19 protein-coding genes are annotated in these 16,511 nt (G+C 60.2%); 12 read left to right on the forward strand and 7 right to left on the reverse strand.

The features are described from left to right. Positions 1-114: 114 nt before the first annotated feature. From purF to ACN0Q0_RS00680, 3 genes are all read left to right on the forward strand, one after another. Positions 115-1,575, forward strand: a complete 1,461-nt coding sequence (gene purF, locus ACN0Q0_RS00670) for an amidophosphoribosyltransferase (protein ID WP_417241961.1) — start codon at positions 115-117, stop codon at positions 1,573-1,575. Then, a complete protein-coding gene (locus ACN0Q0_RS00675; RefSeq protein ID WP_417241421.1) occupies positions 1,576-2,088 on the forward strand; it encodes a DUF2199 domain-containing protein in 513 nt (170 codons plus the stop codon). Between the two features lie 91 nt (positions 2,089-2,179). After that, positions 2,180-2,848, forward strand: a complete 669-nt coding sequence (locus ACN0Q0_RS00680) for an SDR family NAD(P)-dependent oxidoreductase (protein ID WP_417241422.1) — start codon at positions 2,180-2,182, stop codon at positions 2,846-2,848. A gap of 72 nt (positions 2,849-2,920) precedes the next feature. Here ACN0Q0_RS00680 and ACN0Q0_RS00685 read toward each other — a convergent pair whose 3' ends face one another. Then, complete coding sequence (locus ACN0Q0_RS00685) at positions 2,921-3,316, reverse strand: VOC family protein (protein ID WP_417241423.1); 396 nt, start codon at positions 3,314-3,316, stop codon at positions 2,921-2,923. 91 nt (positions 3,317-3,407) lie between these two features. Here ACN0Q0_RS00685 and surE point away from each other — a divergent pair, with 91 nt between their 5' ends. From surE to ACN0Q0_RS00700, 3 genes are read left to right on the forward strand one after another with little or no spacing between them, the layout of a single operon-like run. Beyond that, positions 3,408-4,196, forward strand: a complete 789-nt coding sequence (gene surE / locus ACN0Q0_RS00690; protein ID WP_417241424.1) for a 5'/3'-nucleotidase SurE — start codon at positions 3,408-3,410, stop codon at positions 4,194-4,196. Next, positions 4,193-4,831, forward strand: a complete 639-nt coding sequence (locus tag ACN0Q0_RS00695; protein ID WP_417241425.1) for a protein-L-isoaspartate(D-aspartate) O-methyltransferase — start codon at positions 4,193-4,195, stop codon at positions 4,829-4,831. Before surE ends, ACN0Q0_RS00695 begins: the two co-directional genes overlap by 4 nt. A 57-nt stretch (positions 4,832-4,888) precedes the next feature. Further along, positions 4,889-6,061 (forward strand): peptidoglycan DD-metalloendopeptidase family protein, encoded by a 1,173-nt coding sequence (locus ACN0Q0_RS00700; protein WP_417241426.1) that lies wholly within the window; start codon positions 4,889-4,891, stop codon positions 6,059-6,061. Positions 6,062-6,136: 75 nt separating this feature from the next. Here the strand turns inward: ACN0Q0_RS00700 and ACN0Q0_RS00705 are convergent, their stop codons facing one another. The 4 genes from ACN0Q0_RS00705 to ACN0Q0_RS00720 all read right to left on the reverse strand — a co-directional run bounded on the left by ACN0Q0_RS00705 (position 6,137) and on the right by ACN0Q0_RS00720 (position 8,843). Next, on the reverse strand, positions 6,137-6,979 hold the full coding sequence (locus tag ACN0Q0_RS00705) for an ATP-binding protein (RefSeq protein ID WP_417241427.1): 843 nt from the start codon (positions 6,977-6,979) through the stop codon (positions 6,137-6,139). Next, on the reverse strand, positions 6,979-7,899 hold the full coding sequence (gene tatC, locus ACN0Q0_RS00710; RefSeq protein ID WP_417241428.1) for a twin-arginine translocase subunit TatC: 921 nt from the start codon (positions 7,897-7,899) through the stop codon (positions 6,979-6,981). Before tatC ends, ACN0Q0_RS00705 begins: the two co-directional genes overlap by 1 nt. Continuing rightward, positions 7,896-8,549, reverse strand: coding sequence for a Sec-independent protein translocase protein TatB (gene tatB / locus ACN0Q0_RS00715; RefSeq protein ID WP_417241429.1), 654 nt, complete (start codon positions 8,547-8,549; stop codon positions 7,896-7,898). Before tatB ends, tatC begins: the two co-directional genes overlap by 4 nt. Positions 8,550-8,627: 78 nt before the next feature. After that, complete coding sequence (locus ACN0Q0_RS00720; protein WP_417241430.1) at positions 8,628-8,843, reverse strand: twin-arginine translocase TatA/TatE family subunit; 216 nt, start codon at positions 8,841-8,843, stop codon at positions 8,628-8,630. A 214-nt stretch (positions 8,844-9,057) separates the two neighbouring features. Between ACN0Q0_RS00720 and ACN0Q0_RS00725 the strand changes: the two genes are divergently transcribed. Both ACN0Q0_RS00725 and ACN0Q0_RS00730 read left to right on the forward strand, forming a co-directional pair. Beyond that, positions 9,058-9,369 (forward strand): hypothetical protein, encoded by a 312-nt coding sequence (locus ACN0Q0_RS00725; RefSeq protein WP_417241431.1) that lies wholly within the window; start codon positions 9,058-9,060, stop codon positions 9,367-9,369. A gap of 3 nt (positions 9,370-9,372) precedes the next feature. Continuing rightward, the gene (locus tag ACN0Q0_RS00730) at positions 9,373-10,110 is read left to right on the forward strand and encodes a helix-turn-helix transcriptional regulator (RefSeq protein WP_417241432.1); all 738 of its coding nucleotides are present in this window, start codon (positions 9,373-9,375) and stop codon (positions 10,108-10,110) included. Between the two features lie 4 nt (positions 10,111-10,114). On the opposite strand, the gene ACN0Q0_RS00735 is transcribed toward ACN0Q0_RS00730, so the two are convergent. Both ACN0Q0_RS00735 and ACN0Q0_RS00740 read right to left on the reverse strand, forming a co-directional pair. Next, positions 10,115-11,191, reverse strand: a complete 1,077-nt coding sequence (locus ACN0Q0_RS00735) for an ABC transporter ATP-binding protein (RefSeq protein ID WP_417241433.1) — start codon at positions 11,189-11,191, stop codon at positions 10,115-10,117. A 347-nt stretch (positions 11,192-11,538) separates the two neighbouring features. After that, positions 11,539-12,318, reverse strand: coding sequence for an SDR family oxidoreductase (locus tag ACN0Q0_RS00740; protein WP_417241434.1), 780 nt, complete (start codon positions 12,316-12,318; stop codon positions 11,539-11,541). Between the two features lie 341 nt (positions 12,319-12,659). Here ACN0Q0_RS00740 and ACN0Q0_RS00745 point away from each other — a divergent pair, with 341 nt between their 5' ends. The 4 genes from ACN0Q0_RS00745 (at position 12,660) to ACN0Q0_RS00760 (ending at position 16,473) form a co-directional block, all read left to right on the forward strand. Beyond that, a complete protein-coding gene (locus ACN0Q0_RS00745) occupies positions 12,660-13,694 on the forward strand; it encodes a Hint domain-containing protein (RefSeq protein WP_417241435.1) in 1,035 nt (344 codons plus the stop codon). A gap of 70 nt (positions 13,695-13,764) precedes the next feature. Further along, positions 13,765-13,965: a hypothetical protein gene (locus tag ACN0Q0_RS00750; protein WP_417241436.1), complete on the forward strand. Its 201-nt coding sequence runs from the start codon at positions 13,765-13,767 to the stop codon at positions 13,963-13,965. A 54-nt stretch (positions 13,966-14,019) separates the two neighbouring features. Further along, positions 14,020-15,627, forward strand: a complete 1,608-nt coding sequence (locus tag ACN0Q0_RS00755) for a peptide chain release factor 3 (RefSeq protein WP_417241437.1) — start codon at positions 14,020-14,022, stop codon at positions 15,625-15,627. A gap of 30 nt (positions 15,628-15,657) precedes the next feature. After that, the gene (locus tag ACN0Q0_RS00760; RefSeq protein ID WP_417241438.1) at positions 15,658-16,473 is read left to right on the forward strand and encodes a hypothetical protein; all 816 of its coding nucleotides are present in this window, start codon (positions 15,658-15,660) and stop codon (positions 16,471-16,473) included. Positions 16,474-16,511: the final 38 nt, after the last annotated feature.

Consider the following 16,511-nt stretch of genomic DNA (forward strand, 5'->3'; position numbering starts at 1 on the left):
ACGCACATGATCGCGATAAGTTTTATGATCCTTTCGTGACACTCGACGCGCAAGGCCGTAAAGACGAGGCCAAACGCACCCCTTTGGATTCGGAGCCTGTAGCCCATGCGCCAGATGCCCCCCGCAACCCCGTTTGACGATGACAAGCTAAAAGAGGAGTGTGGCGTGTTCGGCGTTGTCGGCGTTGCCGACGCAGCCAACTTCATCGCACTTGGCCTTCACGCGCTCCAACACCGCGGACAAGAGGCCGGCGGCATCGTGACCTATGACGACGACGCCGGATTTCAATCCGCCCGCCGGTTCGGCTATGTCCGCGACAACTTCACCAGTCAAAAGGTCATGGAGACCCTGCCCGGCGAAATCGGCATCGGCCACGTGCGCTACTCCACCGCCGGATCAAAAGGCAACACCGCGATCCGCGATGTGCAACCGTTCTTTGGCGAGTTTGCCATGGGCGGGGCGGCGATTGCCCACAATGGCAACATCACCAATGCCGATGCGCTGCGCCGCGAGCTGATCCAGGCCGGATCGATTTTCCAATCCTCGTCGGATTCCGAATGTATCATCCACCTGATGGCCCGTTCGTTGCAACGCAACATTCCCGAGCGGATGAAAGATGCGCTGCGCCGTGTCGAGGGCGCGTTTTCCGTGGTGGCCATGACCCGCACCAAACTGGTCGGTGTGCGCGATCCGCGTGGCGTGCGCCCGCTTGTCTTGGGTAAGGTTGGTGAAAACGGCTATGCCCTGTCGTCCGAGACCTGTGCGCTCGACATCATCGGCGCCGAGTTTGTCCGCGAAATCGAACCGGGCGAGATGGTGGTGATTTCCGAGGGCCAAGTGGTCAGCTCCAAACCGTTCGAACAAATGGCCTCGCGCTTTTGCATCTTTGAGCACGTCTATTTTTCACGCCCCGACAGTATCCTTGGCGGGCGCTCGGTCTATGAAACCCGCCGCCAGATCGGTGTGGAACTGGCCCGCGAAGCCCCTGTCGACGCCGACCTTGTGTGCCCCGTTCCCGACAGTGGCACCCCCGCCGCCATCGGATTTTCACACGAAAGCGGCATTCCCTACGGCATGGGCATCATCCGCAACCAATACATGGGCCGCACGTTCATCGAGCCGTCCGAGCAAATCCGCAACATGGGCGTGCGCCTCAAACTCAACGTCAACCGCGCCTTGATCAAGGGCAAGCGCATCATCCTCGTGGATGACAGCGTTGTGCGCGGCACCACGTCGCAAAAGATCAAGGACATGCTACTGGATGCGGGTGCCGCCGAAGTGCATTTCCGCATTGCCTCCCCCCCCACCATGTGGCCGTGTTTTTACGGCGTGGACACACCGGACCGCGATAAACTTTTGGCCGCCAACATGAGCGTTGAACAAATGCGCGCCCACCTTGGGGTCGACAGCCTCCAGTTCATCTCGCTCGACGGCCTCTACCGCGCAGCGGGCGAGGCAGACGGTCGTGACGCCAAGGCCCCGCGCTACTGTGATGCCTGTTTCTCGGGCGACTACCCCGTGATCCCGTCCGACATGATCGACAAGGGGTTCCAACTCAAAGACGCGGCGGAATAAATGGCCTGTCTGCTCGATCTCGATCCGCGGTGGCGGGCGCTTATGGCGCGTGGCGGCGTGATCGATATCGGGTTTGACCATCCCTCAGAATGGCCCCACGCAGAACGCGGTGACCAGTTTTTCGTCAAGGCGGGCGAGGATCAATTGACCGCCGAACTGTGCCGCTGTGGTGGCGCACGCTATATCCGCGCCACCCTCACCCTGCCCATTCGCGGATCGGATGAGGTCCTTGGCATCGCCCTTTGGGCCGAAGTGCCACACGTGACGTTCTACGCCTATCTCGACACGTTCGAGGACGGCCCTGCCCCCGCCGATACCGTCGCGACACTTGCCAATGACCTGCCTCCACTGGCGGCCCTTGACGCGGCCCTTGCGCTCACCTTTGGCGACGGCACCGAACGTGCCGCGGCCACGCTGACAGGTGGGGCGGGCGACATCTCCCTCGACGACCTGATCGCGCTCTATGAGGCCAGTGGCACGCTCACCCGTGACGACCTCAAAACCACGTCATAAACACCCCGAAACACGACCACTCGCGACGGATGGGCGCAGGGGTGTCTATGCCCACTTGACCCGCACCGATTTCGGCGGCATCACTCGCCCCATGACAGATCAAACCAGAATAGCGCTTATCACCGGCGCATCGCGCGGCCTCGGGTTTCACCTCGCCGAGGCCTTGGCCCCCCAGTATCACATCGTCGCCGTGGGCAAGACCACGGGCGCGCTTGAGGAGCTTGATGACCGCATCAAGGCCAAGGGCGGACAAGCCACGCTTGCTCCGATGGACGTGACCAATGTCGATGCGATGGCGCACCTGTGCCGCGGCATCTATGACCGTTGGGGGCGTCTTGACCTATGGGCGCACACCGCCGTCTACGCCCAATTGCTCTCGCCCGCCGACCACATGGATCCCAAAGATTTCGATCGCACCATGAACACCAACGTGGTGGCCACGGGCAAATTGATCCCGATGGTCAGCCCGCTGTTGAACATGGGTGACAGACAATCCGACGTGTTGTTCTTTGACGATGCCCACGCAGGTGAAAAATTCTACGGGGCATATGGCGCCTCCAAAGCGGCCCAGATCGCGATGGCGAAAAGTTGGCACGCAGAGACCAAGGACAGCACAAAAGCCCCGCGCATCCACGTCCTGACCCCCGCGCCCATGCCCACCGCAACCCGCGCACGGTTCTATCCCGGGGAGGCCAAAGACGGATTGGCCCATCCCAAAGACGAGGCAGCGCGCCTGCTCAAACTGGCCGGCATTCTCTAAGACAGAGACAAAATCAACAAAGGGCGCGGCGATTTCACTCGTCGCGCCCTTTGTCTTGTATAATTCGAACATTTAGAGCGGCGCGAACAGATCCACGCGATATCCATCGGCATCCATAACCGTGGCATAGCGTTGCCCCCAAAACGCATCCCACGGCGCGACCAGAACGGTGAACCCCGCCGCCGCGATTTCGGCCGCATGGGCATCAACATCCGCAGGGCTGTCACAGAGCATCGCAAAGGACGCATGGTTGGGCGCGCGCGGTGCCTCCCCCGTCAGCTTTTCCATCAACGCAGCGCTGTCGATCATCAACCGTGGGGCGCCCGCCTCGCGCACGGGTTCAACATGGTCCGCGGACACAAACGCGCCCTCGCCCTCAAAATCGAACCCCAAGAGGCCGTAGAACGTTTTTGCACGCGCCATATCGACGGCACTCACCGCCACAGCGTCTAAAACAGGCTTTCCCATAGGTTTTTCCTTATAAAAACGGGGCGTGACTTGCCGCGATTCGAAGCCTGCTTTATGGAGGACATAACAGCAAGGAAAAGGCGGGCCATCCATGCGCATCCTCATCACCAACGACGACGGCATCAATGCACCTGGCCTGGTGACCCTGGAGGCCATCGCCGCCGAGATCGCAGGCCCCGATGGCGAGGTCTGGGTCGTGGCCCCCGCGTTCGAGCAATCGGGCGTGGCGCATTGCATTTCCTACACCCACCCGACGATGATTTCGCAAATGGGCGAACGCCGTTGGGCCGCCGAGGGATCACCCGCAGATTGTGTTCTGGCAGGGTTGCACGACATTGTGCCGCAAAAACCCGATCTGGTGCTGTCGGGCGTGAACCGTGGCAACAACGCGGGCGAAAACGTGATGTATTCCGGCACCATTGGCGGAGCAATGGAGGCGGCGCTAAAAGGTGTCAAAGCCATCGCACTCTCGCAATTCTTTGGCCCCGACAATGCCAAACTCGACGACCCGTTCGAAAGCGCCGCAGCTCATGGTGTGCGCGTGATCCGTCAGCTTCTGGATCACGCCGACTGGAACCAAGACGCGGATTATGCCTTGTTCTACAACGTAAATTTTCCGCCGCTCCCCGCCGACCAAACCGGCGACATGGTGGCCACCCGTCAGGGTAAGCGCCCGACATCGGGCTTCGGGATCGAGGCACAGACCTCACCCACCGGACGCCGCTTTTTGTGGGTGCGCGGCTCCGAGCAATCGGTGGAAACCGGCGCGGGGACGGACGTGTCCGCCAACCTCGCAGGCGCGATTTCAGTGACACCGATGCGCGCCGACCTATCCGATCATTCCGCCGTGGCGGGACTGGCACAGGCGCTCGCAAAATGATGGACGCCGAAGCGCAAATGCAATTCCTCTACACGCTCCGTTCCAAGGGCGTGACAGATGCACGGACCCTCACCGCGATGGAAAAGGTCGATCGCGGCCTTTTTGTCAAAGGGTTGTTTGCGGGGCGCGTCTATGAGGATATGCCGCTGCCGATTTCGTGTGGCCAAACCATTTCGCAACCCTCCGTGGTAGGTCTGATGACCCAGGCGCTCAATGTGCAACCGCGCGACAAGGTGCTCGAGGTTGGCACGGGCAGCGGCTATCAGGCCGCCGTGCTGAGCCAACTGGCCCGCCGCGTTTACACCGTCGACCGCCATGCCCGGTTGGTGCGTGAGGCACAGGTGGCATTTGATGCGATGGGGTTGGTCAATATCACCGCATTTACCGCCGACGGCAGCTACGGATTACCCGATCAGGCGCCGTTTGATCGCATTATCGTGACCGCTGCCGCCGAAGACCCCCCCGGCCCCCTCTTGGCGCAATTGAAAACGGGCGGTATCATGGTGGTGCCGGTAGGCCAATCCGATGCGGTCCAGAGCCTGATAAAAGTCACCAGGACGGAGAGCGGGTTCGACTACGACGAACTGCGTGCCGTGCGTTTTGTTCCCTTGTTGGAGGGAATTGGTCAAGAGTAATGCCCCTCCAAGAGGGCAAGAGGGCGAATTCGCCCCAAAAACGAGGACGACAGAGCAATGACGATTTCCTTTTCCCGTGCCCTACTGGCTGGCTGCGCATTGATGGCGCTCACCGCCTGTCAAAAGCCGCTCGATTTCGACCTGCGCGGTCTGGCCAACGGGTTCAACACCGCCGATGTGGCGAGCGAAGCACGCACCGCCGCCCGCCCGAAACCGGATGCCAAGGGCGTGATTTCATACCCGAACTACCAAGTGGCGATTGCCAAAAAAGGCGACACCATTGCCGATGTGGCCGCCCGCACGGGTCTGCCCGCTGACGAATTGGCGCGCTACAACGGTGTGACCGGAGAGGCGACGCTGCGCAATGGCGAAGTGATCGCCCTACCGCGCCGTGTTGGCGAAACCACCGCGTCCCCGACCCAATCCGGCACCATCGCCATCGGGGAGCGGATTGACGTGACCACATTGGCCAATGAGGCGCTCAATGATGCAGGCACATCAACAAGCAGCCCCGTGACCACCACCGCCGCGCCTTCCGATTTCGTTGAGGGCATGGAGCCGGTGCGCCATCAGGTTATGCGCGGCGAGACCGCCTACTCCATCGCCCGCCAATACGGCGTATCGGTGCGTGCGCTGTCCGACTGGAACGGTTTGGGATCGGATTTGGCCGTTCAGGAGGGGCGCTACCTGTTGATCCCGGTCAAGGCCTCCGGCGGGACCGCCGGACAACAGGCCGCCGTGACCACGACACAACCGGGACAAGGCACCTCGACCCCCACGCCCCCCTCCGCCGCCGCACCGCTGCCCGATCCCGAAGAGGCCAAACCGGCCGCCGCACCGAGCAAACCCACCACCGACCTTGGCGCGACACAGACCTCGAACGCGGAAATGGCGAAACCCGTCGCAGGCGCCATTATTCGCGATTACGACAAAGCCAAATCGAAATTCGTGCTGTTCTCCGCCCCCTCCGGCACAGCCGTGAAAGCGGCCAAGGACGGCACGGTCAAACTGATCTCCACCAACGCCGATGGCGTGAAAATCATGGTCGTGGATCATGGCGACGGCTTGCAGACCGCCTATAGTTTTATCGACAATATCAGCGTGAACAAAGGCGACAGCGTCAAGCGCGGCCAGACCATCGCAAAGGTCACCGCCAACGAGTTCAATGCGCTGCAATTCATGGTCTTTAAAGGCACGCAGACCGTCGATCCCTCGCCCTACCTGAACTAAGGCGCAGACCCAGAAACCGGAAAACGCGCGTCCTGACCGGGGCGCGCGTTTTTCGATTTCAGAAAAATTGTGCGTTTACGGTAGCTTCACGCCCTTGCGCCCTGCAAGATCCACAAAGAACTGCCATGCGACACGACCCGACCGCGCCCCGCGTGTGGCCTGCCATTCGATGGCCTCGGCCCGCAGTGTCGCGTCATCAATGTCCACACCGTTGGCGTCGCAATAGCCACGGATCATCGCAAGATAGTCGTCCTGATCACAGGGGTGAAACCCGAGCCACAGGCCGAAACGATCAGAAAGGGACACCTTTTCCTCGACCGCTTCGGAGGGGTTGATCGACGAGGAGCGCTCGTTCTCGATCATGTCGCGGGGCATCAGGTGACGACGGTTGGAGGTGGCGTAGAACAGCACGTTCTCGGGCCGCCCCTCGATCCCGCCATCCAGAACCGCCTTGAGCGATTTATAGTGCTGATCGTCATGCGAAAACGACAGGTCATCGCAAAACAGCAAGAACCGATGCTCCGATCCGCGCAGGACATTCAACAAACGTGCCACAGACGGCAAGTCCTCGCGCTGCATTTCAACGATCTTGAGGGGCGTACCTTCGGCGTTCACCGTGGCATGAACCGCCTTGGTCAGTGACGATTTCCCCATCCCGCGTGCGCCCCATAACAAGGCGTTGTTGGCCGGATAGCCCCGCGCAAACTGGCGCGTGTTTTCCAACAAGGTATCGCGCGAACGGTTGATGCCGACGAGCATCGACAGCTCCACCCGGGAGACGCGGGAGACAGGCACCAAGGCGTCCGGCTCAGTCTGCCACACAAACGCGTCTGCCGCGTGGAAATCGGGCGCGGACAACGGCGCAGGGGCGATCCGTTCAAGCGCCGCCGCGATCCGTTTGAGTGCCTTTTTACCCATCACTTGTCGTCCTCGTCATCCTCATCGAACTCGGCAAAAATGTCGTCCTCGTCCTCGTCAAGCAACCCCTGTTCGCGCAGACTGTCGTTGCGCTTTTTCTCGACGCGGGCGACGAGGAAAATGGAGATTTCGTAGAGGCCGTACACCACGACAAACAGGATCAATTGCGTGGTGACATCGGGTGGCGTGACCAAAGCGGCGACCACCAGAATACCGACAACCGCGTATTTACGGGTATTGCGCAGCCCGTGCGCCGTGGCCAATCCCGCTTTGCCCATCAGGGTCAAAAGCACGGGAAGCTGAAAACACAGGCCAAAGGCCACGATCATTTTCAGTGTGATATCAAGACTTTCGTTGACCTTACCGTTGAACACAATGTCGATGCCCGTATCCCGCGACGCCGCGGCGGCATCACCGGAGTTGGCGACCAGAGCGCCCAAGAAAGACGGCAGATCGGCAAACCCCAAGAAGAACGCCATCGCAAGTGGCACCACGATAAAGTGGGCAAAGGATGCCCCCGCAAGAAACAGCGCAGGCGAGGCAATCAGGAACGGCAAGAACGCATTTTTCTCATTGCGATACAGGCCCGGCGCCACAAAGCGCCACAGCTGATAGGCAATCACGGGGAACGACAGGGCCAAACCGCCGACCATCGAGATGCGGATCAGCGTGAAAAAATATTCCTGCGGCGCGGTATATTGCATCACAGGGTTGGCATTGCCGAGCGACCGCATGGTGTTTTCAATCGGCACAAGCAGGAAATCAAGCACCTGCCCCCCGAACGTAAACACGATGATCATGCCAACGACAAACGCCATGACGGCATTGATCAGGCGGGTCCGCAATTCGGCCAGATGTTCGATCAAAGGGGCCGAGCTTTCTTCGACATCCGAAGTGTCTGTGGTGTCGGTCTGGCTCATGCGTCACCCTTTTTCGTCTTGGTTGATTTTGGTGCGGCTTTTGCGGCGGTCTTTGCCGCAGGTTTCGCGGCGGGCTTTTTAGCGGGGGCTTTCGCCGGAGCCGCCTTTGCCGCCGCAGTTTTTTTTGCGGCAGGTTTCTTTGCCGCAGGTTTGCGGGCCGCCGTTTTTTTCGCCACAGGTTTCTGTGGTGTCGCGGGCGTTTCGGACGGTTTCGCCGAGGCCGCCTCGGCCGCTTTCGCCGCCACTTTGGCATCACGGGCAAGCCGTTCATTGGCTTTTTTTGCGGTGGCTTCCGAAATGATCTTGGCCATTTCCGCACGGTTCGGATCAAGTGCAGCCGTCTTTTTCACTGCAGGGTTCTCGATTTTTTCCATCGGATCCCATTTGTCAAACTCGTCCGCCGCCTCGTTGAGCTTATCAAGCCCGAATTTCTTCGGGTTCGCCGCCCCCTTGAGCGCCGCACTGGCCTCTTTGATGCCAGACTCATCCGCCGCCGCATCCATCGCAGAGGAAAACTCCCGTGCCATAGATTTCGCACGTGCCGTAAACCGGCCGAGCGTGCGAAACATGCCAGGTAGGTCTTTGGGGCCAACCACGATCAGCGACACAATGCCGATCACGAGAAGTTCGGACATGCCGATATCTAACATGGGAAACGCCTTTCAAAAACGCGCACGACAGCGGCACAGGCCGCCCCGTCACCAAAAGTCACAGAATTGGACAGGTGGTTAAACCTTGTCCTTTTCCTCTTCGGGGCTGACGTCTTTGGCCATTTTCGCAGCTTCTTCTTCGATCTCTTTGGTGCCTTCATTGACGCCACGTTTGAACGAAGTGATGCCTTTGCCGACTTCGCCCATCAGACCGGAAATCTTGCCACGGCCGAACAGGACCAAAACGACGATAGCGATAAGTAGAAGGCCGGGAAGGCCGATGTTGTTGAGCATGATATCTCTCCCGTAGGGGGCGCGAATTGGCCCCGATAAACTTGCAGGGCCTAGGATTATGCCCCCCGAGGCGAGGTGAAAAGCGAAAAACGCCTTAAATCGCGCCGCTGCACAACATTGGCGCGTGATTTGCGGGTGGAAAAAGACAACTGACAGGTTTATGTCAGTTGATAGGCGCCATGATCCGGGTACGAAACTCGAATCGGAGATCCCCATGAGTTATATTCAAATCATTGAAACTGTTACCTTTCGCACCCGTGAGGGCGTGAGCGACATCCAATTGCGCACCGCCGCCGAAGGACTGGAGGCCTATTTCGCGACCTGCGATGGGTACCGCGGTCGGGCGCTTTACAAAACCGCAGAGGGTCTTTGGGTGGACCAACTGTCATGGGCGGACATGGCCTCCTCGGCGGCGGCAGACGCAGGGTTTGCCACCCACCCTGCCGCAGGCGCCTATATGTCCCTCGTGGACCGCGACAGCGTCACCATGCACAAGACCCCCGCCCTGTTCACAGCGGTGGCCTAATCCATGGCAGGTGGTCGCAAACAAACCGGTATCCGGCGCAGCGACCGCCTGTTCGATCTCATCCAGATATTGCGCGACGGCCAATTGCACACCGCACGTCAACTGGCCGAGCGCGTCGAGGTGTCCGAGCGCACGATCTGGCGCGACATGGCCACCCTGAAGGCATCGGGCGTGCCGGTCGAGGGCGAGCGCGGCGTTGGCTATATGGTCACCGCACCGATCACCTTGCCACCGATGAACCTCACCATGGGCGAGTTGGAGGCCTTGCACTTGGCCGTGGCGATTTTGGGCGAAGCCACCGACCCCGATCTGGCCCAAAGCGCCAAGACCCTTGCCCAAAAAATCGACGCCGTTTTGCCGGAAAACACCGGCCCGCCAAGTGCGGGATGGGGCTATGCCGTTCACCCCTATGCCTTTGCCGATGCCCGCGCGGGATTCAAACATATGCCACTGTTGCGCGATGGTGTGCGCGAACAAAAAGTGTTGCGTATCGCGTACTTATCCCTGTCGGGAGAGAAAACCACGCGGCTCGTCCGGCCGATGCAACTCAACTATTGGGGGCGGGTCTGGACGCTCGGCGCATGGTGTGACTTGCGGCAGGGGTTTCGCACCTTTCGGGTCGACCGCATCGACAGCGTGATCGACACGGGCGCGTCATTTACGATGGAGGCGGGAAAAACACTTGAGGATTTTGTCGCATCCCAACAGGCCAAGGGCATGCCCTCAGACACCGCAGGTTAGGAAGCTAGGCCCCTGTTGGGAACGGAAAAACAAAACAACGCTCGCGACGGAGCATCAGCCATAGCGGCGTGCCTGCCTTTGGCAAAAACACGCTTGGCACCGTGGCATGCAGGATAGACCCGTCAAAATCCATCCGGAACTCAACAATGCTCTCGCGGCCCATAAACCGCGCCCGCTCGACAATACCGCGTGCGGGGGTGCCGTCTTGTGGGGTCGGCGCAGGGCCACGGCCGCCACGATCAAAATCGATGCGGAGGTGTTGCGGACGAATGACGATTTCCACCTGCGCATCATCAGGGCGCCCCGGACACAGAAACGCCCCAAAGGCCGTCTCGACCATCGCGTTTTTCACTGTACCCCGTATCACATTGATATCGCTAAAAAACGCAGCGGCGGATTTGTCCACAGGGGCGTTGTAAATATTGTAGGGTGCGCCCTGTTGTACGATCCGCCCATCGCGCATCAACGCGATTTCATCGGCCATGCGCATGGCCTCGTCGGGCTCGTGGGTGACCAGTAGAACGGCGGTCCCTTCGGCCTTCAACACATCCAGAGTGCTGTCGCGGATTTCATCTTTGAGCCGCTCGTCAAGACCGGAAAACGGCTCGTCCATCAGCATAATCGACGGGCGCGGCGCCAAGGCGCGGGCCAGTGCCACACGTTGCTGTTCGCCACCCGAAAGCTCGTGCGGAAACCGGTCGATGGCGCGGGTCAGATCGATCTTGGCAAGCAGATCCTCGACACGCGCGCGTTTGTTCGATTTTGAACCTTTTAGTCCGAATGCAATGTTATCGGCGACCGATAAATGTGGGAAAAGTGCAAAATCCTGAAACATCAAACCGATCGACCGCCCCTCTGGCGGGACGCGGTGAACGGTGTCACAGACCAGATTGCCATCGACATAGATCTCGCCGCTGTCTTGCATCTCGACCCCCGCAATAATGCGCAGGGTCGTGGACTTGCCGCACCCCGAGGGGCCAAGCAGACAGGTCACCTGGCCACGGGTCACTTTGAGAGAGACATCCGATACCACCTCACGGCCTGCAAACGCGCGGCGCAAATTGCGGATCTCCAAACGCACAGCGGCATCCGGCGTCGGGTGTGTTGGCGAATTCTGAGGCGCTGATACAGGGGTCACGGCGTTTCCGACAAAAACTCTAAGGCTCCAAGCGTCCTACCAGTCTACAAATCAGTTAGCAACCACAGTCCGGATCACGCACCCGCGCGCTCAAGCCCCAAGGGCGCAATCAGGCCACAGCCACAGGAGCGGATCAAACTCGTCGTGGATGCGTGACGACACGGGCCTACCGCCGTCGTCCTGAACACCACCCGTCGCCCGTTGAGCCGCGGTGAGCCGCCCCTCTCGCAGAGTCTGGATCACACATCCAAATCACCGCAAGAGGAACGCGCCACTCACATCCGCGCTACTCACATCGTTGTGTTGGTGGCCCCACCGTCGAGCAGGATGTTCTGCCCGACCATGTAGCCCGCGAACTGGCTGCACATAAAGGCACAGGTCGCGCCGAACTCGGCGGATGTGCCATAGCGGCCAACGGGAATGGTTGCGGCTTTCTCGGCGCGGACCTCGTCGAACGGTTTTCCGGTGGCTTGTGAGACCGCAGTATCGAGGTTGACCATGCGGTCGGTCGCATGCAATCCGGGCAACAGGTTGTTCATCACCACACCGTGCGGCGCAATCTGGCGCGCTGTGCCTGCGACATAGCCCGTCAGCCCCGCACGCGCGGCATTTGACAGGCCCAATACGGCAATCGGCGCCTTGACCGAAACAGAGGTGATGTTGACCACACGGCCCCACCCCTGTGCGATCATGCCCGGCACGAGCGCTTTGATCAGCGCAATCGGGGCGAGCATATTGGCGTCGAGCGCCTGAATGAAATCATCGCGCTCCCAATCGGACCACAGGCCCGGAGGCGGGCCACCGGCGTTGTTGACGAGGATGTCCACCTGACCCGCAACAGCCAAAAGCTGTGCGCGGCCTTCCTCGGTTGTCACATCGGCGGCCACTGTGTCTACCGTCACGCCGTAGGTGGCGCGGATATCCGCGGCCGCTGCCTCAAGCGCCTCGGCCCCGCGGGCGTTCATCACCAAATCCACGCCCGCCCCGGCCAACGCCTGCGCGCAGCCAAGCCCCAAACCTTTGGAGGATGCACAAACCAGTGCCTTTTTACCTTTGACGCCAAGATCCATATGTGCGTTCCTTTATGGCCTGTTTTCATATTGCCCCGTGTTGTAGGGCGCGCCCTCACACTTGTCACCTCGCCAAACGCGCAGACCCCATGACGATCTCACGCAAGGTTGATCAAGGCCAAAGCCGCAGGAGTCCCTCGGGCCGGTCGCCCCATGCGCCCCTATTTTCTCCAATTTTGCCCAAATGCCGCCATTGTTTCCGGATAGAGATCACGAAACGACCTGCGATCGGGGTCTTTCCCTCGCGATTTGATCAGTGGATAACGATGTTAGATAGTATAGATGTCATCCCGTTTGCCGCAGATGGGCCAAACGGACAAAATATTGGAAAAGAGACTTTCGTGGCGACAGTGATCAACACACCACAAGAACAGACAGGGAGCGGCACATTGCCGGTCCAGAACCTCTCTGTGTACCTTGCGGATGCGTTTCACGTCAGTGACGGCGCCAATCAGGGCGACGCCATCGGCCCCGCCGACGACCTCGAACTGGCCGACACCTATATGCTCAGCCCTGCGACCGAGCGGGCGCGCCTTGCGCTTCAAATGGGCGATGACACGCTCACCGTCGGCGCTGGATCTCAAATCGGCACGGTGGGGGCGCAACTTCACCTTGATTGCGCCGTGACATTCATGACGTCTGGCGGTGCAACCGTTGAGGCCCTGATTGTCGTGGAAACGGATGCGGATGGCCACCTCGAGGCAACATACCTGTTGCCCTTTGCGCCGCTCGACGACCGGCAGACCTACACCCTCATCACCATCGACCTCAAAACGGCGCGAACCCGCCTGGCCGAAGTGGCCTGTGTCGCCTTTACCCGAGGCACCCATATCACCATGGCCAACGGAAAACAGGTGTTGATCGAGGATCTCAACGTCGGCGACCGCGTTTTGACCCGCGACCACGGTCCGCGCGAAATCCGGTGGATCGGCCAACAAACCATGCGGGCCACGGGGGCCTTTGCGCCGATTGTGATCAAGAAAGGCGTGCTCAACAATGCCGCCGATCTCATGGTTAGCCCCAATCACCGCATCTTTATCTACCAACGCAGCGACCGGATCAAAGCGGGCCGCGCCGAAGTTCTGGTCAAGGCACGCCTGTTGGTCAACGGGGTCGATGTGGTCCAATCGGACGGCGGATTTGTCGACTATTTCCAATTGCTGTTTGACCAGCACGAGATCATCTATGCCGAGGGCATCGCCGCCGAAAGCATGTTCGTGGACAGTCAGGTCAAAACCTACCTGCCCTCCGACATTCAAGCCCGCTTGACCGGCCACACCCTGTCGGGGGAACGTCCGCGTGCCGTGGATGTCGTCGAGGGGGGCCTCGATAGCGCCAATGCCGCCGACCTGTTGCGAGCCGCCTCACGCGGATAACCCGCCGACACGGTGCGCACGCCACGCACAGTTTGTACTCTCGCATTGTCGCACATTTGGAGAGTTCGCTATGGTTTTAAAATTTCTTTTGCCCCTTGCCGCCGTGAACGAGGCGGGTGCGGTTGTCCGCAATGCCCTGAAGGCGCGCGGGTATACCCAAGGGGCCTCTGACCGCAAACGCGGCACCGCCTTTACCAAAGCGGGGCAGACGCTCTATCTCAACGGCTACTTTTATAGCTCGTTCACTTCGCTGAGCCTGACCAAAGGATAGGCGCACGCCCTTCCCCGCTTGCCCAAGTTCGCCCGCACGGCTATATGCGGGCGCATGTCAGATAGCGCACACACATCCCTCGATCTGCCCGCCGAAATCGCGCGGCGCCGGACCTTTGCAATCATCTCTCACCCCGATGCGGGTAAGACCACGCTGACCGAGAAATTCCTGCTCTATGGCGGGGCGATCCAGATGGCCGGTCAGGTGCGCGCCAAAGGCGAGGCCCGCCGCACGCGCTCGGACTTTATGCAGATGGAAAAGGACCGCGGCATCTCCGTGTCCGCCTCCGCGATGTCGTTCGACTTTGAGGGTCACCGCTTTAACCTCGTCGACACGCCCGGTCACTCGGATTTCTCCGAGGACACCTACCGCACGCTGACCGCTGTGGACGCCGCAATCATGGTGATTGATGGCGCGAAAGGTGTGGAGAGCCAGACGCAAAAGCTCTTTGAAGTCTGCCGTATGCGCGACCTGCCGATCCTGACCTTTTGTAACAAGATGGATCGCGAAAGCCGCGACACGCTTGATATTATTGACGAAATACAGGAAAACCTTGCCATTGACGTCACGCCGGCCTCATGGCCGATTGGCGTGGGGCGCGAGTTCCTCGGCTGTTACGACATGCTGCATGACCGTCTTGAATTGATGGACCGCGCCGATCGCAACAAGGTGGCGACGAGTATTTCGATCAAGGGGCTCGACGACCCCGCACTGGCCGACCACATTCCGGCCCACCTGTTGGAACAGCTGCGCGAAGAGGTCGAAATGGCCCGCGAATTGCTGCCCGCCTTTGACCGCGCGGCCTTTCTCGACGGGACACTGACACCCATCTGGTTCGGCTCGGCGATCAACTCGTTCGGCGTCAAGGAACTGATGGACGGCATGGCGCAATACGGCCCCGAACCACAGCCGCAAAAGGCACACCCCCGTGCCATCGCACCCGACGAGAACAAGGTGATGGGCTTTGTCTTTAAGGTACAGGCCAATATGGACCCCAAGCACCGCGACCGCGTGGCCTTTGTCCGCCTTGCCTCGGGCCACTTCAAACGCGGGATGAAACTGACACATGTGCGGGCGAAAAAGCCGATGGCGATTTCCAACCCTGTGCTGTTCCTCGCCTCCGACCGCGAATTGGCCGAGGAGGCATGGGCGGGCGACATCATCGGCATCCCCAACCACGGCCAGTTGCGCATTGGCGACACCCTCACCGAGGGCGAAGACATCCGCGTCACGGGCATCCCGTCCTTTGCCCCCGAATTGTTGCAAGGCGTGCGTGCCGGCGACCCGATGAAGTCAAAACACCTCGAAAAGGCGCTGATGCAATTCGCCGAAGAGGGGGCGGCCAAAGTGTTCAAACCCGCGATTGGCTCCGGTTTTATCGTCGGGGTTGTCGGCGCATTGCAATTCGAGGTCCTCGCCTCGCGCATCGAACTGGAATACGGGCTTCCCGTCCGGTTCGACCCCTCGCAATTCACCTCCGCGCGGTGGGTCACCGGCCCGCAGGCGGAGCTTGATAAATGCATCAGCACCAACAAACAACACATCTCCTATGACCATGACGGCGATCCGGTTTTCCTGACCCGCTTGCAGTGGGACATCGACAGGATCGAGCGCGACTTCCCCGCGCTGACCTTGGCGGCGACCAAAGAAATGATGCGTTGATATCTGGCGCGAGCGGGGTAAGTTCTGGCAATGAAAAAGGTCCGGAAAACACCCCCGCCGCAACCCGATTGCACCTACCCGCAAGGGTTCGAGGGCCTGATGGCCCCGATCAAACGGCGTCAGGACCCGTTCTTTTTGGTCGAGGGCGATCTGCCGGATCCCGATGTGGATTTCTCGCCCCTCAAAGCGACCCGCATCCCGCGGTCCGAACAATGGGAGGGGCGCGATCCGTTCCTGACCGACTACGCGGGCAACGCGATGTGGCTGCGCCAGTTCTTTAAGGGTAAGCCGGAACTGTGCCACCTGATGGGCTGTCTGGTGATGATCACGCGGCGCGATGATGTGCCGCCTGCGGCCCTGGCACTGTGGTTTCGCCTGTGGGACGAAGAGGCCGCATTTCTGACCGAGCACCTCGATATCCGGTGGAAAATCTCCGCGCTGCGCACCTTTGGCGCCTATGGACGCTCCGAGATGGAGCGGCGCTTGGGGCGCGAATTCTTCCTCACCACGGGCCTGATGAAACTTGCCGATACCGAGCGCAGTTTTTCGGGTCTTGGCCCTGACGAGCCCTTTGCTCTGGGGCGGCGCAAAACCGGTACCGTGTCTTTGGGTCAGGCCTCCTACACGGTCGCAATGGGGGATCTCGACGCGCATCTGTTGTTGCAGCTGCACGAGACGGTAAACGCCCTGAACGCCACCGATGAGGGGCGTGGCGCGGGCCATTTGGGAGAGGATGTGTTGACGCGGATCATGTCCTGTCCCAAAACCGTGTTTCGCCGCCTGATGATTTTACGCGAAAAATTCCAGAACAATCGTGCGGACAATGACGCACCCGACACGCCCTGACCCCGGGAGGTGGTCACAGGCCTGTCCCTCACGTTACC

The sequence above is a fragment of the Celeribacter sp. genome (assembly GCF_048259695.1).
Taxonomy (GTDB): Bacteria; Pseudomonadota; Alphaproteobacteria; order Rhodobacterales; family Rhodobacteraceae; genus Celeribacter.